Annotated in this window: 14 protein-coding genes; 7 read left to right on the forward strand and 7 right to left on the reverse strand. The window is 70.9% G+C overall.

Going from position 1 to position 14,348, the window contains the following annotated elements:
• Window positions 1–89: 89 nt before the first annotated feature.
• The 4 genes from ACIBVL_RS06135 to ACIBVL_RS06150 form a co-directional block, all read right to left on the reverse strand.
• Window positions 90–1,418: a sensor histidine kinase gene (locus tag ACIBVL_RS06135; RefSeq protein ID WP_399092594.1), complete on the reverse strand. Its 1,329-nt coding sequence runs from the start codon at window positions 1,416–1,418 to the stop codon at window positions 90–92.
• 1 nt (window position 1,419) lies between these two features.
• Window positions 1,420–2,073 carry a response regulator transcription factor gene (locus ACIBVL_RS06140; RefSeq protein WP_399092597.1) on the reverse strand — a complete coding sequence of 218 codons (654 nt, stop codon included), beginning with the start codon at window positions 2,071–2,073 and terminating at the stop codon, window positions 1,420–1,422.
• Between the two features lie 135 nt (window positions 2,074–2,208).
• Complete coding sequence (locus ACIBVL_RS06145; RefSeq protein ID WP_399092600.1) at window positions 2,209–2,862, reverse strand: response regulator transcription factor; 654 nt, start codon at window positions 2,860–2,862, stop codon at window positions 2,209–2,211.
• A gap of 54 nt (window positions 2,863–2,916) precedes the next feature.
• A complete protein-coding gene (locus ACIBVL_RS06150; protein WP_399092603.1) occupies window positions 2,917–3,705 on the reverse strand; it encodes a heparin lyase I family protein in 789 nt (262 codons plus the stop codon).
• Between the two features lie 474 nt (window positions 3,706–4,179).
• Between ACIBVL_RS06150 and ACIBVL_RS06155 the strand changes: the two genes are divergently transcribed.
• A complete protein-coding gene (locus ACIBVL_RS06155; protein WP_399092606.1) occupies window positions 4,180–4,869 on the forward strand; it encodes a glycoside hydrolase family 75 protein in 690 nt (229 codons plus the stop codon).
• A 163-nt stretch (window positions 4,870–5,032) separates the two neighbouring features.
• On the opposite strand, the gene ACIBVL_RS06160 is transcribed toward ACIBVL_RS06155, so the two are convergent.
• Window positions 5,033–6,349, reverse strand: a complete 1,317-nt coding sequence (locus ACIBVL_RS06160; protein ID WP_399092608.1) for a cytochrome P450 — start codon at window positions 6,347–6,349, stop codon at window positions 5,033–5,035.
• Window positions 6,350–6,402: 53 nt separating this feature from the next.
• Window positions 6,403–7,758: a glutamine synthetase family protein gene (locus ACIBVL_RS06165; RefSeq protein WP_399092611.1), complete on the reverse strand. Its 1,356-nt coding sequence runs from the start codon at window positions 7,756–7,758 to the stop codon at window positions 6,403–6,405.
• Window positions 7,759–7,973: 215 nt separating this feature from the next.
• Between ACIBVL_RS06165 and ACIBVL_RS06170 the strand changes: the two genes are divergently transcribed.
• From ACIBVL_RS06170 to ACIBVL_RS06195, 6 genes are read left to right on the forward strand one after another with little or no spacing between them, the layout of a single operon-like run.
• Complete coding sequence (locus ACIBVL_RS06170; protein WP_399094772.1) at window positions 7,974–8,162, forward strand: ferredoxin; 189 nt, start codon at window positions 7,974–7,976, stop codon at window positions 8,160–8,162.
• Between the two features lie 5 nt (window positions 8,163–8,167).
• Window positions 8,168–9,376 (forward strand): NAD(P)/FAD-dependent oxidoreductase, encoded by a 1,209-nt coding sequence (locus ACIBVL_RS06175; protein ID WP_399092615.1) that lies wholly within the window; start codon window positions 8,168–8,170, stop codon window positions 9,374–9,376.
• A gap of 12 nt (window positions 9,377–9,388) precedes the next feature.
• Window positions 9,389–10,195, forward strand: a complete 807-nt coding sequence (locus ACIBVL_RS06180) for an acetoacetate decarboxylase family protein (protein WP_399092618.1) — start codon at window positions 9,389–9,391, stop codon at window positions 10,193–10,195.
• A gap of 34 nt (window positions 10,196–10,229) precedes the next feature.
• The gene (locus tag ACIBVL_RS06185) at window positions 10,230–11,693 is read left to right on the forward strand and encodes an aldehyde dehydrogenase (protein ID WP_399092621.1); all 1,464 of its coding nucleotides are present in this window, start codon (window positions 10,230–10,232) and stop codon (window positions 11,691–11,693) included.
• Window positions 11,686–12,612, forward strand: a complete 927-nt coding sequence (locus ACIBVL_RS06190; RefSeq protein ID WP_399092624.1) for a 3,4-dihydroxyphenylacetate 2,3-dioxygenase — start codon at window positions 11,686–11,688, stop codon at window positions 12,610–12,612. The genes ACIBVL_RS06185 and ACIBVL_RS06190 overlap by 8 nt, the downstream gene beginning before the upstream one ends.
• A 55-nt stretch (window positions 12,613–12,667) precedes the next feature.
• The gene (locus ACIBVL_RS06195; protein WP_399092627.1) at window positions 12,668–13,513 is read left to right on the forward strand and encodes a fumarylacetoacetate hydrolase family protein; all 846 of its coding nucleotides are present in this window, start codon (window positions 12,668–12,670) and stop codon (window positions 13,511–13,513) included.
• A 121-nt stretch (window positions 13,514–13,634) separates the two neighbouring features.
• Here the strand turns inward: ACIBVL_RS06195 and ACIBVL_RS06200 are convergent, their stop codons facing one another.
• Complete coding sequence (locus ACIBVL_RS06200; protein WP_399092630.1) at window positions 13,635–14,324, reverse strand: hypothetical protein; 690 nt, start codon at window positions 14,322–14,324, stop codon at window positions 13,635–13,637.
• Window positions 14,325–14,348 lie beyond the last annotated feature (24 nt).

Below are 14,348 nucleotides of genomic sequence, written 5' to 3' on the forward strand. Positions count from 1 at the left end.
GAGCTTCCGCTCGGGAAGCTCCTGGGAATCCATCGAAGTCCGTCAGGAACGATACCTAGGGGACGGGGTCGTCCAACCCGCTGTTCTGGTCACTTGGACGCGGTCGCGGCACGCGTCTGCGGCCAGCCTTCTTCCCATTCCGCCGGCTTGACAATGAGGGGAAAGGAGACCTCGACCTCGAGCCCGCCGTCCGGCCTGGCGTGAGCGGCGAGGGTGGCGTCGTGGGCCGCGGCGATGGCGCGGACGATGGAGAGGCCGAGCCCGTGGTGGCCGTCGCCCGCGGTGCGGCGCAGCCGTTGGAACGGCTCGAAGAGCTGCTCGAGACGGTCCTTCGGGACCTGGGGGCCGGTGTTGGAGACCGTGAGGACGGCGCGGCCGGCGGCGGCGCGTACGGTGATGTCCACACGCCCGTCGGGGACGTTGTAGTAGGCGGCGTTGTGGACGAGGTTGGCGACCAGGCGTTCGAGGAGGGCGGCGTCGCCGGGGACGATCGCGGTCTGCGTGCGGTCGGTGTGGTCCACGATCCGCAGGCCTTGGCGCTGGGTCTCCGGGAGGGGGGTGAAGAGCACGGTCCGGGTGACCTCGGCGAGGTCGACGGGCGCGGAGCGCTCGATGCCCCGCTCGCTGACCGCCAGCGTGAGCAGCGATTCGAGCAGAGCGCTCTGCTGCGTGCTGATCCGCAGCAGGCGCTCGAAGTTCTCGCGGAACGACTCGGCGGTGGCGTCGCGGTCGAGGAGCGACTCCTCGAGGAGGGCGCGCTCGACGGTGAGGGGGGTGCGCAGCTCGTGGGCGGCGTTGGCGACGAAGCGTTTGTGGGACTCGAGGGCGACCTCGAGCCGGTCGAGGAGGCCGTCGACGCTGTCGGCGAGATCGCTGATCTCGTCGCCCGGTCCCTCGACGCCGAGGCGCTCGTGCACGTTGCGGGCGGAGATCCGGCGGATGCCGGCGGTGACGGTGCGCATCGGGCGGAGCACCCGGCGGGCCAGCAGCCAGCTGAGGACGACGGAGATGCCCGCCATGATGGCGAGGGCCGTCCCGGACTGCACGAGCAGGTCGTGCATCTGTGCCTCGTGGATGCGCGCGGCCTGCTCGCGCAGTTGGGCGTCGAGCGCGAACGCGTCGGGCGGTGGGGCGTCGCCGCCCGGGCCGGGCCCGATGTGGATCGTGGGCCGCGCGCCGCCGTCCCTGCTCACCTGGTACGTGACGACGCTGTGGGCGGGTCGGTTGACGAGCAGGTAGGTCATGCCGAGCAGGACGGCGCCGGACGCGATGAACAGCAGGCCGAAGAGCACGGCGAAGCGGACGCGCACCCGGCGGGGCGTCAGGCGGCGGGCCAGGACGCGCAGCCGGGAGACCGGGGCGGAGCGGAGGGCGCGGTCGCGTGCTCGGGTGAGGAGTGCGACAAGGGGTGTCACCATGTCAGACCCGGTAGCCCTGGCCGGGCACGGTCTGGATCACCGAGGCGTCGAGGAGTTTGGCCCGGAGCCGGTTGACGGTCGCCTTGACGGTGGTGGTGCCCGGGTCGGCGACCTCGTCCCACACCTCGGCGAGCAGCTCGTCGGCCGGGACGGTCCGTCCCTCGGCGCCGAGCAGGTACTCGAGCACGCCGAACTCCTTCGTGGTGAGGGGAAGTTGGGTGCCGGAGTGGGTGGCGGTGCGGCGGGCGGGGTCGAGCCGGAGGGCGCCGCGAGTGAGGACGGCCCGCCGCACGGGGTGGGCGCGGCGGCCGAGGGCGCGGGTGCGGGCGAGGAGTTCGGCCCAGGCGAAGGGCTTGGCGAGGTAGTCGTCGGCGCCGAGGCCGAGACCTTCGACGCGGTCGGCGACGGAGGCGGAGGCGGTGAGCATGAGCACCTTGGTGCGGACGCCCTTGGCGGCGAGTTCACCGCAGACCTCGTCGCCGTGCACGTCGGGGAGGTCGCGGTCGAGGACGACGACGTCGTAGTCGGTCTCGATGACGAAGTCGAGAGCGGTGCCGCCGTCGTAGGCGGTGTCCACGGCGAGACCCTCGCGGCGGAACACTCTGGTGATCGAGTCCGCGAGCTCCGTGTGGTCCTCCACCACCAGAATCCTCATCAATCCCCCTACGAGACACGGACAACGGAGGCCAGGCTCCTCCATACCGGGTCACACCCGGGTTACCCCCTTCACAGGCTGACGCACCGTCACCCGCCCTGGCAACAACACCTGGCCACGGCGTCGCGGCGTGCCTCAGATCCGGTAGCCGACGTGCGGGAGCGTCTCGATGACCGGGGGGTCGCCGAGCTTGCGGCGCAGCCGGCTGACCGTGACCTTCACCGTGTTGCTGAACGGGTCGGCGTCCCGGTCCCAGGCCCGCTCCAGCAGCTCCTCGGCGGAGACTACGGCGCCCCGGGCGGCGAGCAGCAGTTCGAGGACGGCCATCTCCTTCGGCGACAGGTCGAGCGTGCGCCCGCCGCGGAGCGCGCTGCGGCGGGCGGGGTCGAGCTCGATGTCGCCGTGGACGAGGACGGGAGGCACCGCGGGCTGATCACGTCTGTCGAGGGCCTGGACGCGTGCGATGAGTTCGGCGAAGGAGAAGGGCTTGGCGAGGTAGTCGTCGGCGCCGAGGTCGAGGCCGTCGACGCGGTCGGCGAGGGTGCCGGCGGCGGTGAGCATCAGGACGCGGGACGGGCTGCCCTGCCGCACGAGGGCACGGCAGATCTCGTCGCCGTGCACGAGCGGCAGGTCCCGGTCCAGGACGACGACGTCGTAGGCGCCGCTCGAGGCCCGGCTCAGTCCCTGCTCGCCGTCGAGCGCGAGCTCGACCTCCATGGCGTGCCGGCGCAGGCCCCTCGCGACGCTCTCCGCGAGATCCCTGTGGTCCTCCACGATCAGTACTCGCATGCCCCAACCCTGACAGGTGAGGCGTCACTTGGGGGTAACAGGGGCATGGGTGGCTCAGACGAGTTGGTAGCCGCGCAGATTGGTGAGCAGGAGATAGCAGTCCTGCAGGGATCCGGAGGTGTCGCCGAGGGAGCGGTAGATGCCCCACTTCGGGCGTACCCGGTCGGCGAGGAAGGTGTCGACACCGGTCTTGGACGCGTCGATGACGGTGGTAGAGCCGCTCTTGAGGATCCAGCGCACCGAGCCGGCCGAGCCGTTGCCGATCTTGATCTGGAAGTCGACGTCGGTCCATTTGTCGTGCAGGGGATCGAGGCTGGTGCGGCCCACGAGGGTGTCGCTGTCGAACAGCTTCAGCTCGATGGTCTGCTCGCCGTTCACCCGGCGCAGCGACTGCACGACGATGGGCGAGGAGCCGGTGCCGGGCTGCTTCATCTGCATGATGTGGGTGAAGGTGGTGGTCGCCTTCAGGGAGCTGGGGATGTACATCGAGTACGTGATCCGCCAGGTCTGCCCCTCGGTCCACTTGAGGTAGTTGCTGCCGCTGCCGTTGCGCAGACCGGTGACCTCCTGGCGCTGGCGGTCGGTTGAAGTGTCCCGGTCGACCATGTGCATGTTGAAGCGCCAGTTGTTGCCGGTGGCGAAGATGTGCGGCTGACCCGATGTGTGGGAGTCGGCGCGGTCGTCCTCGATGGTCTCGAAGGCGCCGAGGCCGTCGCCGCTCGCCGAGGGCGCCCACTTCTGCTGCCAGGAGGCGGCGTGCGCGGTGCCGGGCAGGCCGCCGACCGTCGCCGTCGCGACGCCGCCGAGTGCCGCGCCGAGGAGGGTCCTGCGGGATGTGCTCATGACTGAGTCACCTCTTCCGGGTGGGGGTGGGCGGTTTCGGGCATGGCTGCGGACCAGCCGGCGGCGGCCGGTCGGGGAACCGGCCGGGGCCGCCGTGCGCCTGGCGGGGTCGTGGCCTTCGCGACTCTGTCCTCCGATGTCTCCTGAATACACCGTTCCGCAAGCCGGGTTCCGAGAGGTTCCTCGCACATGGGGTGTGCTCGCTTTCCTGGGAGCGGGAGGGTGCTTGGGGTACCGAGAGACTCCAGAGAGGCGCAACGGTTCACATACATGCACCAGGTTCACGCAGCAGGTTGAGGGGCGTGCAACAGAGTCCCGGTCGAACCTGGCACGGTCAATGGTCTGGACCGATAAGGTCGGATCCTTTTCCGGCCAATCTCCGTCCGGCCCCCAGGGGTTGACGACACACCGAAGGCGGGGCCACCTTGTACGGCAGCCCGTAAGGAAACTTTCCTAACAGAAGGGTCCCCCACAGTGCGCCCACGAACACTGACCCTCATCGCGGCCACGGGTGCCGCCCTCCTCGCCTGCGCCGCCCTCCCGGCGAACGCCACCGCGGGCCCCGCCTCGGCGCAGGAGGGGTCGGTCAGCGCGGCCGACCTGCTCGCCAAGGTGACGTCCTGCTCGCAGATATCGAACGGCAAGTACCGCACCGACGACGAGACGTCGGCCACCGTCCCGGTGTGCGGCAAGAACGGCGCCGTCTTCTGGAAGGCCGACATGGACATCGACTGCGACGGCCAGCGCACCTCGAAGTGCAACGAGGACACCGACCCCTGGTACCAGGACGACACGGCCTTCCACCAGTCGGACGGCAAGCCGCTGCGCGCCGACTCGCTGCCGTACGTCGTCGTGCCCAGCTCCAGCTCCACCTGGAACTACGGCTCCGCGGGCATCAAGGGCGGCGGGGTCGTCGCCGTGATCTACCGGAACAAGGTGGAGTACGCGGTCGTCGGCGACACCGGCCCCACGAAGATCATCGGCGAGGCCTCGTACGCGACGGCCAAGGCCCTCGGCATCGATCCGGACCCGGAGAACGGCGGCACCGACTCCGGCGTCACCTACATCCTCTTCAAGAACTCCCAGGTGTCCCCCATCGAGAGCCACAGCGCGGCGGTGAACCTCGGTGACCGGCTGGCCCAGGAGTTCATCCGCAACAACTAGTGCGGCCACGGCCGAGGTTCGCCCTCGAGGCAGTGAGGTGGAGCGTGCCGGGCGTCGCGACGGGGCGAACCTCGACCGACTCGGCACCAGGACCTCTCCCCCGCGCGTGGACCAACGCTCGCCGCCTCCGGCCGTGGCGGACGGAGGCGGTCGGCGGCGGGGCTCAGACCAGGGTCACCTCGACGGGCAGCTTCTTGATGCCGTTGACGAAGTTGGAGCGGACGCGCGGGACGTCGCCGGCGAGCCTGATGTCGGCGATCCGCGGGATCAGCTCCTCGAACATGATGCGGATCTCGGTGCGGGCGAGCAGGTTGCCCAGGCACAGGTGAGGGCTGCCCTTGCCGAAGGTGACGTGGTCGTTGTTCTGCCGGGTCACGTCGAAGTCGTACGGATTGCCGAAGACCTCCTCGTCACGGTTGCCGGAGGCGAACCACATGACGACCTTCTCGCCCTCCTTGACCCGCTTGCCGCCGAGTTCGACGTCCCGGGTGGCGGTGCGGCGGAAGTGGTAGACGGGCGACGCCCAGCGCAGGAACTCCTCGACCGCGACGGGGATCAGGGAAGGGTCCTCCTGGAGGCGGGCGAGCTGCTCCGGGTGCTGGAGCAGGGCCAGCATCGAGTGGGAGATGGTGTGGCGGGTGGTCTCGTTGCCGGCGACCACCAGGAGCAGGAAGTAGTTGTCGAAGTCCTGGGGCGAGAGGGGCACTCCGTCGCGCGGGGTCGTGTTGACGAGCTTGGAGACCAGGTCCGTGCCGCCACCCCCGCGCCGCTGCCGGGCGAGTTCACGGCCGTACTCGAAGACCTCGACGGAGGCCGGGGAACGGAAGGGCAGGTCGCGGTACTTCTCGCTCTCCGCGCTGTGCAGCAGCACGTCGGCGTAGTCGGGGTCGGTGTTGCCGATGATGCGGTTGCCCCAGTCGATGAGCTGCTGGTTGTCCTCCGGCGGCACGTCGAGGAGGCGGGCCAGGACGTTGATGGGGAAGTCGGCGGAGACGTCGGCGACGAAGTCGAAGGTGCCCTTGGCGAGGGCCGCGTCCAGGGTCTTGGCGGTCAGGCCGCGCAGGAAGTCGCTGTAACTGTTGATGACGCCGGCGCCGAACTGCCGCTGGATCACACTGCGCAGGGCGCGGTGACGGACGCCGTCCAACTCCAGGATGGAGGCGCGCTTCTTGATCTGGTCGTCGTCGACCTCTTCGAGGTTGACGAACCTCGTCGAGGTGAAGGTCTCCGCGTCACGGTCGACGCGGGCGATGTCGGCGTGCCGGGTGACCGCCCAGAAACCGGAGTTCGGCGCCTCCTCGGGCTGCCAGTGGACCGGGTCCTCGTGGCGCAGGGTGTGGAACATGCGCCAGGGCGTGACGCCGTCGGCGAAGTTGTCGAGGTCGGCGAGGTCCACCTGGTCGAGCGGCAGGGGCTCGTCGAGGGCGGCACGCAGCTCGGCCCGGGTGGTGGGGACGGAGGGGACGGTGGGGCTGGTCATGATCGTGGGTCTCCTGGCGGGGGCGACGAGGGCTCGGGCGGCTTCCGGCGGGGCTACAGGTGGTGGGCGTACTCGGTGAACTCCCAGTCGGTGACGTGCCGGCCGAAGCGTTCGACCTCGTCCCGCTTGTAGGTGAGGAAGGATGTGGTGAAGTCCTTGCCGAGGACGTCGGTGAGGGCGGTGTCCGCCTCCAGCGCGTCGAGGGCGGCCGACAGGCTCGTGGGCAGCACGACGGACCGGGCCGTGTCATAGCCGTAGCCCTCCAGCGGGGCCGGGGGCTCCTCGCCGGCCCGGACGCCGAGCAGGGCGGCGGCGATCGTGCCGGCGATCAGCAGGTACGGGTTGGCGCTGGCGTCGCCGAGCCGCAGTTCCAGGCGGGCGCCCGAGCCGCGCTCCGGCGGGATGCGGACCATGGCGCTGCGGTTGTCCAGCCCCCAGTCGATCAGCCACGGCGCGAGGGTGTCCGGGCCGAAGCGCTTGTACGAGTTCACGGTCGGGTTGGCGAGGGCGGCGAGGGCCGGCGCGTGGGCGAGGAGGCCCGCGATCGCGTGGCGGGCGGTGGCCGAGAGGCCGTGGGCGCCCGCCGGGTCGTCGAAGGCGTTGCGGCCGTCCGCGTCGTCGCACGACAGGTGGAGGTGGAAGCCGGAGCCGCCCGCGTCGCCGAAGGGCTTGGCCATGAAGGTGGCGAGCTTGCCCTCCTTCCGGGCCAGTTCCTTCACGGCGGCCTTGAAGCGGAAGGCGCGGTCGGCGGCGTCCAGGGCGTCGGAGTGGGTCAGGTTGATCTCGTACTGGCCACCGTCGAACTCGTGGTTGCCGTTGGTGACGCCGATGCGCAGGTCGCGCAGCAGGCGCAGGGTGCGCAGCAGATGGTTGCCGGGGTCGGCGCGCAGGCCGGCGGTGTAGACGGCGCCCGCGGTCTCCGGTGAGCGTCGCCAGCCGGTGGGCGTGCCGGGGGCGGGCTCCAGGAGGAAGTACTCCATTTCGGGGCCGACGACGGGTCGCAGGCCCTGCTCGGCGCACCGGGTGAGGACGGTGCGCAGCAGGTCGCGCGGCGATTCGGCGGCCGGAGCCCCGGTCACCGGGTCGCTGACCTCGCCGAGGCAGGTGGCGACCCCGGGTTCCCAGGGCAACGGGGTCGCCGTGGACAGGTCGGGCCGTACGCACACGTCCGGCAGTCCGGCGTCCAGACCGCCCGCGACCGGGACCACGTCGCCCTGCGGGGTGGTGTGGTAGACGGCGCGGCAGAAGGCCAGGCCGTGCTCGGCGGCCGACGGCAGGTGGTCCAGCAGGACGTCCCGGGCGCGGTCGGTGCCGATCAGGTCGGGGTAGGTCACCCGGACCACGTCGACGCCCTCGGCGGCGAGCCGCTCCATGTGCCGGCGGATGTCAGGGGTGTCGGATGCGCTCACCGATGTCTCCTCGAGCGAGGGGTGGGACTCCCTGTCCACCCATTTATTTGATGCCAAACGATATGAACGGCCACAGCGGACCGCAAGAGGGTGGCGAAAGAAAATTATCCAGCTGGACAGGTATTGACCAGGGGTGGACGGCTTCCTATGTTGTTTGGAGCCAAATGAGCTCCACCTCCTCCGCCCCGCTGCCCTCACCCTCAGGAGAACCGGCCATGAAGGTCGTCGTCGACATGAACAAGTGCCAGGACCACGGCCAGTGCGTCTTCGCGGCCCCCGATGTCTTCCACCTCGACGAGAGCGGCCGGCTGGCCTACCTCAGCGACCCCGACGACGCACTGCGCGACGAGGTCGAGGAAGCCGCAGACGTGTGTCCGCTGCAGGCCATCCGGATCGAGGCCTGAGCCCCGTGACCGGACGCATCCTCGTGGCCGGCGCCTCCATGGCCGGCCTGCGCGCCGCCGAGCAGCTGCGCTCGGCGGGCTGGACCGGCGCGATCACACTCGTCGGCGACGAGCCCCACATGCCCTACAACCGGCCCCCTCTCTCCAAGGAGGTGCTGGCCGGCAAGGCGCCCTTCGAGTCGCTGGCCTTCCGCCCCCGCGCGAGCGTGGCCGACGTGGAATGGCGCCTCGGCACGAAGGTCGTCGCAGCCCGTCTGTCCGAACGGACCGTCGTGCTCGAGGACGGGTCGCGGATCTCCTACGACGGTCTCGTCGTCGCCACCGGGACGCGCCCCCGGCGCCTGCGCTGCCCCGGCCCGTCGACCGGCCGCCACACGGTCCGCACCCTCGCCGACGCGCAGGGCCTGCGGGACGAACTGACCCGGCCCGGTGTGCGGGTGGTCGTGGTGGGCGCCGGGTTCATCGGCTGCGAGGTCGCCGCCACCGCCGTAGGACTCGGTGTGCGTGACGTGACCGTCGTCGATCCGCTGCCGTTGCCCATGGTCGGCCCGCTCGGCGAACTGCTCGGCCGCGCGCTGCTGAAGCGGCACGAGGAGCGCGGCGTGCGCTTCGCGCTCGGCACCGGGGTCGCCGGGTTCGAGGGCGACGACCGCGTCACCGGTGTGGTGCTGGGCGACGGAACCGTCCTGCCCGCCGACGTCGTGGTGGAATCGGTCGGCTCCCTCGCGAACACCGAATGGCTGGACGGCAACGGCCTCGACCTGACCGACGGGGTGCTCACCGACGAGCACCTGCGGGTCGGCGGACGGCCGGACGTGGTCGCGGTGGGCGACGTGGCCCGCTTCCCCAACGCCCGCTACGACGGCGTGCCCCGCCGCGTGGAGCACTGGTGCATCCCCACCGACACCGCCAAGCACGCCGCGAAGGTGCTGGCCGCCCCTCTCGTCGGCAGCCGGGACGAATGGGCGCCCTTCTCGCCCCTGCCCACCTTCTGGAGCGACCAGCACGACTTCCGGCTCCAGTCCTTCGGCGCACCCTCGCTCGGCAAGGACGACATCCGGGTCCTGGACGGCGACCCCGCCGCTGACGTCCTGGTCGGCTACCACCACGACGACCGACTGGTCGGTGTGGTGGCACTGGGCGGCCCCACCGCCGTGTCCGCCGCCGCCCGTTACCGCGCCGAACTGCTCCGGCAGCCCGCCCGCACCGCGTAAGGAACCTCCGCCATGCCTTCTGTCCGTGGTTACTTCTCTCCCAAGACGGCGACGGGTGCCTCGTCGCTGATCCCCTCCCCGCCGTGGCGCTACTCGGGCGACCTGCTCACCGTCGAGTACCGCACGGACCCCGCGCGGGTGCGTGAACTGCTTCCCGAGCCGCTGGAGCTGGCGGACGAGGATCCGGGCGCGGTCGCGCTGATCTGGGCCGACTGGCAGTCCTGCTCCACCTCCGGTGACGAGCTGCTGGACCCGGTGCTCTCCCAGTACAAAGAGGCCTTCGCGGTCGTCCGCTGCAGGTACCGGGGGCAGACCTACACCCGCTGCGTCTACATCTGGGTCGACAAGGACTTCGCGATCGCGCGCGGCCTGCACCAGGGATATCCGAAGAAGCTCGGCTCGATCCACCAGACCCGCCCGCACCCCTACGGGCCCGCACCGCGCATCGAGGCCGGCGCCCGCTTCGGCGCCACCCTCGCCGCCGCCGACCGACGTCTGGCCCAGGCCGTCGTCACCTTGCGCGAGCCGTCGGAGACGAACGGCTTCGTCAACGGGCATCCGATGGCGCACCACCGCTGGCTGCCGTCCATCGAGAAGGGCAAGGGGCTGGCGCTGGACGAGCTGATCGAGACGGGCGCCGCCTCCGCCGAGGGCGGTCGACCGTGGGTCGGCGACGCGGAGTTGGAACTGTTCGAGGCACCCACGGAGGAGCTGGCCCGGCTGGAGATCCGTGAACCGATCGCCGCCTACTACCGCCAGGTCGGCGTCGTCTGGGACGGCGGCCGGCTGCTGGAGTCCGGCACGTCCGGTGCCGAGTGACCCCCGTACACCTCACAGGACTTGGAGACCGGACATGACCGAGCACACCCTCACGGTGGCCGGGGTCACCGTCGACACCCGGCACTGGATCGGCGGCGAACGCGTCGCCTCCGCCGACACCTTCACCGACCACTCGCCCATCGACGGCGGCGCCCTCGGTGAGATCGCCCGGGGTACGCCGAAGGAGGCCGCCGCCGCCGTCGCCGCGGCGACGGCCGCCTTCCCCGCCTGGGCCGCGACCTCCCGCGCGGAACGCGCCCGCGTCCTGCACGCCATCGCCGACGGTGTCGAAAAGCGGCTCGAAGACCTCGCGATCGTCGAGACCACCGACAACGGCGCGCTGCTGCGCTCGCACCGCCGTGGCGTGATGCCCCGCGTGGCGCACAACTTCCGCTTCTTCGCCGACTGGTTGCTGAAGCTGGACCACGAGGACTTCGACACGCGCGGACACACCAACCACGTCTCGTGGGACCCGGCGGGCCCCTGTGTCCTCATCACACCGTGGAACGCCCCGCTGATGCTGGCCACGTGGAAGGTCGCCCCCGCCCTCGCCGCCGGGAACACCGTCGTTCTCAAGCCCGCCGAGTGGTCCCCGCTGACCGCGTCCCTCCTCGCCGACATCGCCGCCGAGGCCGGGCTGCCGGCCGGTGTCCTCAACGTCGTCCAGGGGTACGGCTCGGAGATCGGTGACGCCCTGACCTCGCACCCGCAGGTGCGCCGGATCAGCTTCACCGGTTCGGTGCCGACCGCCCGGCGGATCGCGGCGTCGGCAGCCGCGAACCTGACTCCCCTCAGCCTCGAACTCGGCGGCAAGTCGCCGCTGTTGGTGTTCGCCGACGCCGACCTGGACCTGGCGGTCGACCTGGCGGTGGAGCAGTACGACAACGCCGGGCAGGTGTGTCTCGCGGCGACCCGGTTCCTGGTGGAGGAACCGGTCGCGGAGGAGTTCACCCGTCGGTTCGTCGAGAAGGCCGGGGGGCTCACACAGGGCGACCCTCGGGACGAGGCCACCGACATCGGGCCCACCATCCACCCCCGCCAGCTGGAGAAGATCGACGGCTTCGTACGGCGGGCGACCGCGGCCGGCGCCCGCGCGGTCGTCGGCGGCCACCGCAAGGACGGTCAGTACTACGCGCCGACCCTGCTCACCGATGTCGCCCAGGACTCGGAAATCGTGCAGGAGGAGGTCTTCGGCCCGGTCCTGACCCTCCAGACCTTCACCACCGAAGAGGAAGCCGTCCGCCTCGCCAACGACACCCGCTTCGGCCTCGCCGCCACCCTCGCCACCGGCGATCCCGAGCGCGCCGCCCGCGTCACCGCGCGCCTGGTGGCCGGCACGGTGTGGGTCAACTGCTTCTTCGTACGGGACCTGCAGGCACCCTTCGGCGGCTCCCGCCACTCCGGTGTCGGCCGCGAGGGCGGCACCTGGAGCTTCGACTTCTACTGCGACGTGAAGAACACCGTCACCGCACCGAACGGCTGGAGGAACCATGGGTGAGATCGTCGGCGCGGGCCTGCTCGCCCACGTCCCCACCATCGTGCTGCCGGAGGCCGACCGGCTCGAACTCAACGAGGGCAAGGAGATCACCCTCGTCACCGGCCTCCACCAACTCCGCGAGGACGTCTTCGCACGCGACGACTACGACACCGTCGTCGTCCTGGACTCCCACTGGGCCACGACCGTCGAGTTCGTCGTCACCGCCCAGCAGCGCCGCGCCGGCCTGTTCACCTCCGAGGAACTGCCGCGCGGCATGTGCCGGATGCCGTACGACTTCCCCGGCGATCCCGAACTCGCCCGCAACGTCGAGAAGTTCGCCGACAGGCACGGGACCTGGATCACCGCGATCGAGGACGACTACCTGCCGATCTACTACGCCACCATCAACCTCTGGAAGTTCCTCGGCGAAGGCCTGCCCGACAAACGGTGGGTGACCATCGGCGTCTGCCAGACCGGCGACATGGAGGACCACCTGCGCCTCGGCCGCGCCCTCGCCGACGGCATCGCCGCCACCCCGGGGCGGCGGGTCCTGCTCATCGCGTCCGGCGCCCTCTCGCACACGTTCTGGCCCCTGCGCGAACTGCGCGACCACGAAGCCAGCGACCCCGCCCACATCTTCACCCCGCAGGCCCGGGAGGCCGACCACGAGCGCATCGCCTGGTTCAAGGAGGGCCGTCACGACAAGGTCCTCGACACCATGGACGAGTTCTGGACGTACAAGCCCGAGGCGAAGTTCTTCCACTACCTGATGATGGCCGGCGCCCTGGGCGAGCAGGCCTGCGTCGCCACGGCCCGCCAGTACGGCGAGTACGAGAACTCCATCGGCACGGGCCAGGTGCATCTGTGGTTCGACCGTCCGGCCGACGGCTGGACCGGCACCGGCCTGCCTGCCTCAGGCACTCCCCACAGCCGTACCTAGTGCCCGGCCGAATCCGCTCGTATCCGCTCGTATCCAGTCGTATCCAGGAGCCCTCATGCCCGAGTACCGCCGCATCCTCCTCGACGGCGCCGCCGTCCAGGTCACCGTCGACGGGGACGAACTCGTCGCCGGCGACGGCCGCCGGGTGAAGACCGAGGAGGCACAGCACCTGCCCCCGGTCGTCCCGTCCAAGGTGATCGCCGTCCACCTCAACCACCGCAGCCGTGTCGACGAGTTCCGGATCGACCTCCCCGACACCCCGACCTACTTCCACAAGCCGACCTCCTCCCTCAACTCCCACAAGGGCGCGATCGTCCGCCCCGAGGGCTGCAAGTGGCTCAACTACGAGGGCGAGGTCGCCATCGTCATCGGGAGGACCGCCCGCAACATCTCCCCGGCCGAGGCGGGCGGGTACATCGCCGGCTACACCGTCGCCAACGACTACGGCCTGCACGACTTCCGCGACACCGACGCCGGCTCCATGCTCCGCGTCAAGGGCTCCGACACCCTCTGCCCCCTCGGCCCGGGCCTGGTCACCGACTGGGACTTCCACGGCAAGACCCTGCGGACCTACGTCAACGGCGAGGTCGTGCAGGACGGTTCGACCGACGAGATGAAGTGGGACATGCACTACCTCGTCGCCGACATCGCCCGCACCATCACCCTCCACCCCGGCGACGTCCTGCTCTCCGGCACCCCCGCCAACTCCCGCCCCGTCCAGCCCGGAGACGTCGTCGAGGTCGAGGTCGAAGGCCTCGGCAAGCTCACCAACCACATCGTCACCGGCCCCGCCCCCATCCGCGCCGACGTCGGCGCCCAGCCCACCGAATCCGAGGAGGTCCTCTCCACCGCCCTTGGCGGCGACTGGGAGTTCCGCGGCATCCGCCCGCCCCGCCGCTGACGCCGCCCACAACACCGCCCGCACCGGGCCCGACACAGGAGGTCGCCCGGTGCGGCACCGTGCGCCGCCCTCCGGCGGTGGCCGGACCCTGTGGGGCGAGCCGGGGCAGGACGCCCCACGGCTACGACTTCTGCCCCGCGGCCCGTTCAAGTGCCCGCTGCAGGTCCGGCAGGTCCTGACCGAGGAGTGTCTTCTCGAGGCTGTGGTCGGCCTTGCGGCCGGCCCGCTCGCCCTGTGCGAAGTCGTCGGTGTCCACGGTCCGCCCGCACCACTCCCCTCGCCCGACCGTCTGCCCGTCGAACGGCACCACGGCCCCCTCGCCGAGCGAGACCCACCGCTCCTGCTCCCAGCGCAGGGCGAGGACGTAGGTGTGCCCCGGTACCACGCGCGGGGCGTCGCCCGTCAGCTGCGGGACGCGGGTGGTGCCGTCGGAGCGGAGCACCTTCCAGCCCGGGGCGATGTAGTCCAGGGCGGACCCGACGGCGGGGTGGGAGCGGGTGCGGGAGCTGAACGGCTTGGCCTGGACCTCCAGTTCGACGGTCCGCTCCAGCTTGTAGCGGAACGCCCCGGCCGACAGCTCCTCACGCCCGCTCTCCCGCTCCCGCACGGCCCGGCCCACCACCACGACATCGGCGTACCGCACCCAGTCCTTCGCCGTCTCGGACGGATAGGGATTGACCGCGAGCCCGCACCCGTTGACGGTGTCGACGCCCGGCCAGCCGATGAGCACGCCCGCGACAACGCCGGCGGCCGCCAGGACGGCGACGACCGGACGCCCCGCCACCCGGGCCGGTAACAAGTTTCTCCGCATCCGATGATCTTGATGCGCGCATGA

The sequence above is a fragment of the Streptomyces sp. NPDC049687 genome (genome assembly GCF_044465285.1).
Taxonomy (GTDB): Bacteria; Actinomycetota; Actinomycetes; order Streptomycetales; family Streptomycetaceae; genus Streptomyces.

Coding starts and splice junctions, on each gene's coding strand:
- ACIBVL_RS06200 (WP_399092630.1), bottom strand. CDS start 14,324: ATGCGGAGAAACTTGTTACCGGCCCGGGTGGCGGGGCGTCCGGTCGTC.
- ACIBVL_RS06190 (WP_399092624.1), top strand. CDS start 11,686: ATGGGTGAGATCGTCGGCGCGGGCCTGCTCGCCCACGTCCCCACCATC.
- ACIBVL_RS06135 (WP_399092594.1), bottom strand. CDS start 1,418: ATGGTGACACCCCTTGTCGCACTCCTCACCCGAGCACGCGACCGCGCC.
- ACIBVL_RS06145 (WP_399092600.1), bottom strand. CDS start 2,862: ATGCGAGTACTGATCGTGGAGGACCACAGGGATCTCGCGGAGAGCGTC.
- ACIBVL_RS06160 (WP_399092608.1), bottom strand. CDS start 6,349: ATGACCAGCCCCACCGTCCCCTCCGTCCCCACCACCCGGGCCGAGCTG.
- ACIBVL_RS06150 (WP_399092603.1), bottom strand. CDS start 3,705: ATGAGCACATCCCGCAGGACCCTCCTCGGCGCGGCACTCGGCGGCGTC.
- ACIBVL_RS06180 (WP_399092618.1), top strand. CDS start 9,389: ATGCCTTCTGTCCGTGGTTACTTCTCTCCCAAGACGGCGACGGGTGCC.
- ACIBVL_RS06195 (WP_399092627.1), top strand. CDS start 12,668: ATGCCCGAGTACCGCCGCATCCTCCTCGACGGCGCCGCCGTCCAGGTC.
- ACIBVL_RS06170 (WP_399094772.1), top strand. CDS start 7,974: ATGAAGGTCGTCGTCGACATGAACAAGTGCCAGGACCACGGCCAGTGC.
- ACIBVL_RS06140 (WP_399092597.1), bottom strand. CDS start 2,073: ATGAGGATTCTGGTGGTGGAGGACCACACGGAGCTCGCGGACTCGATC.
- ACIBVL_RS06185 (WP_399092621.1), top strand. CDS start 10,230: ATGACCGAGCACACCCTCACGGTGGCCGGGGTCACCGTCGACACCCGG.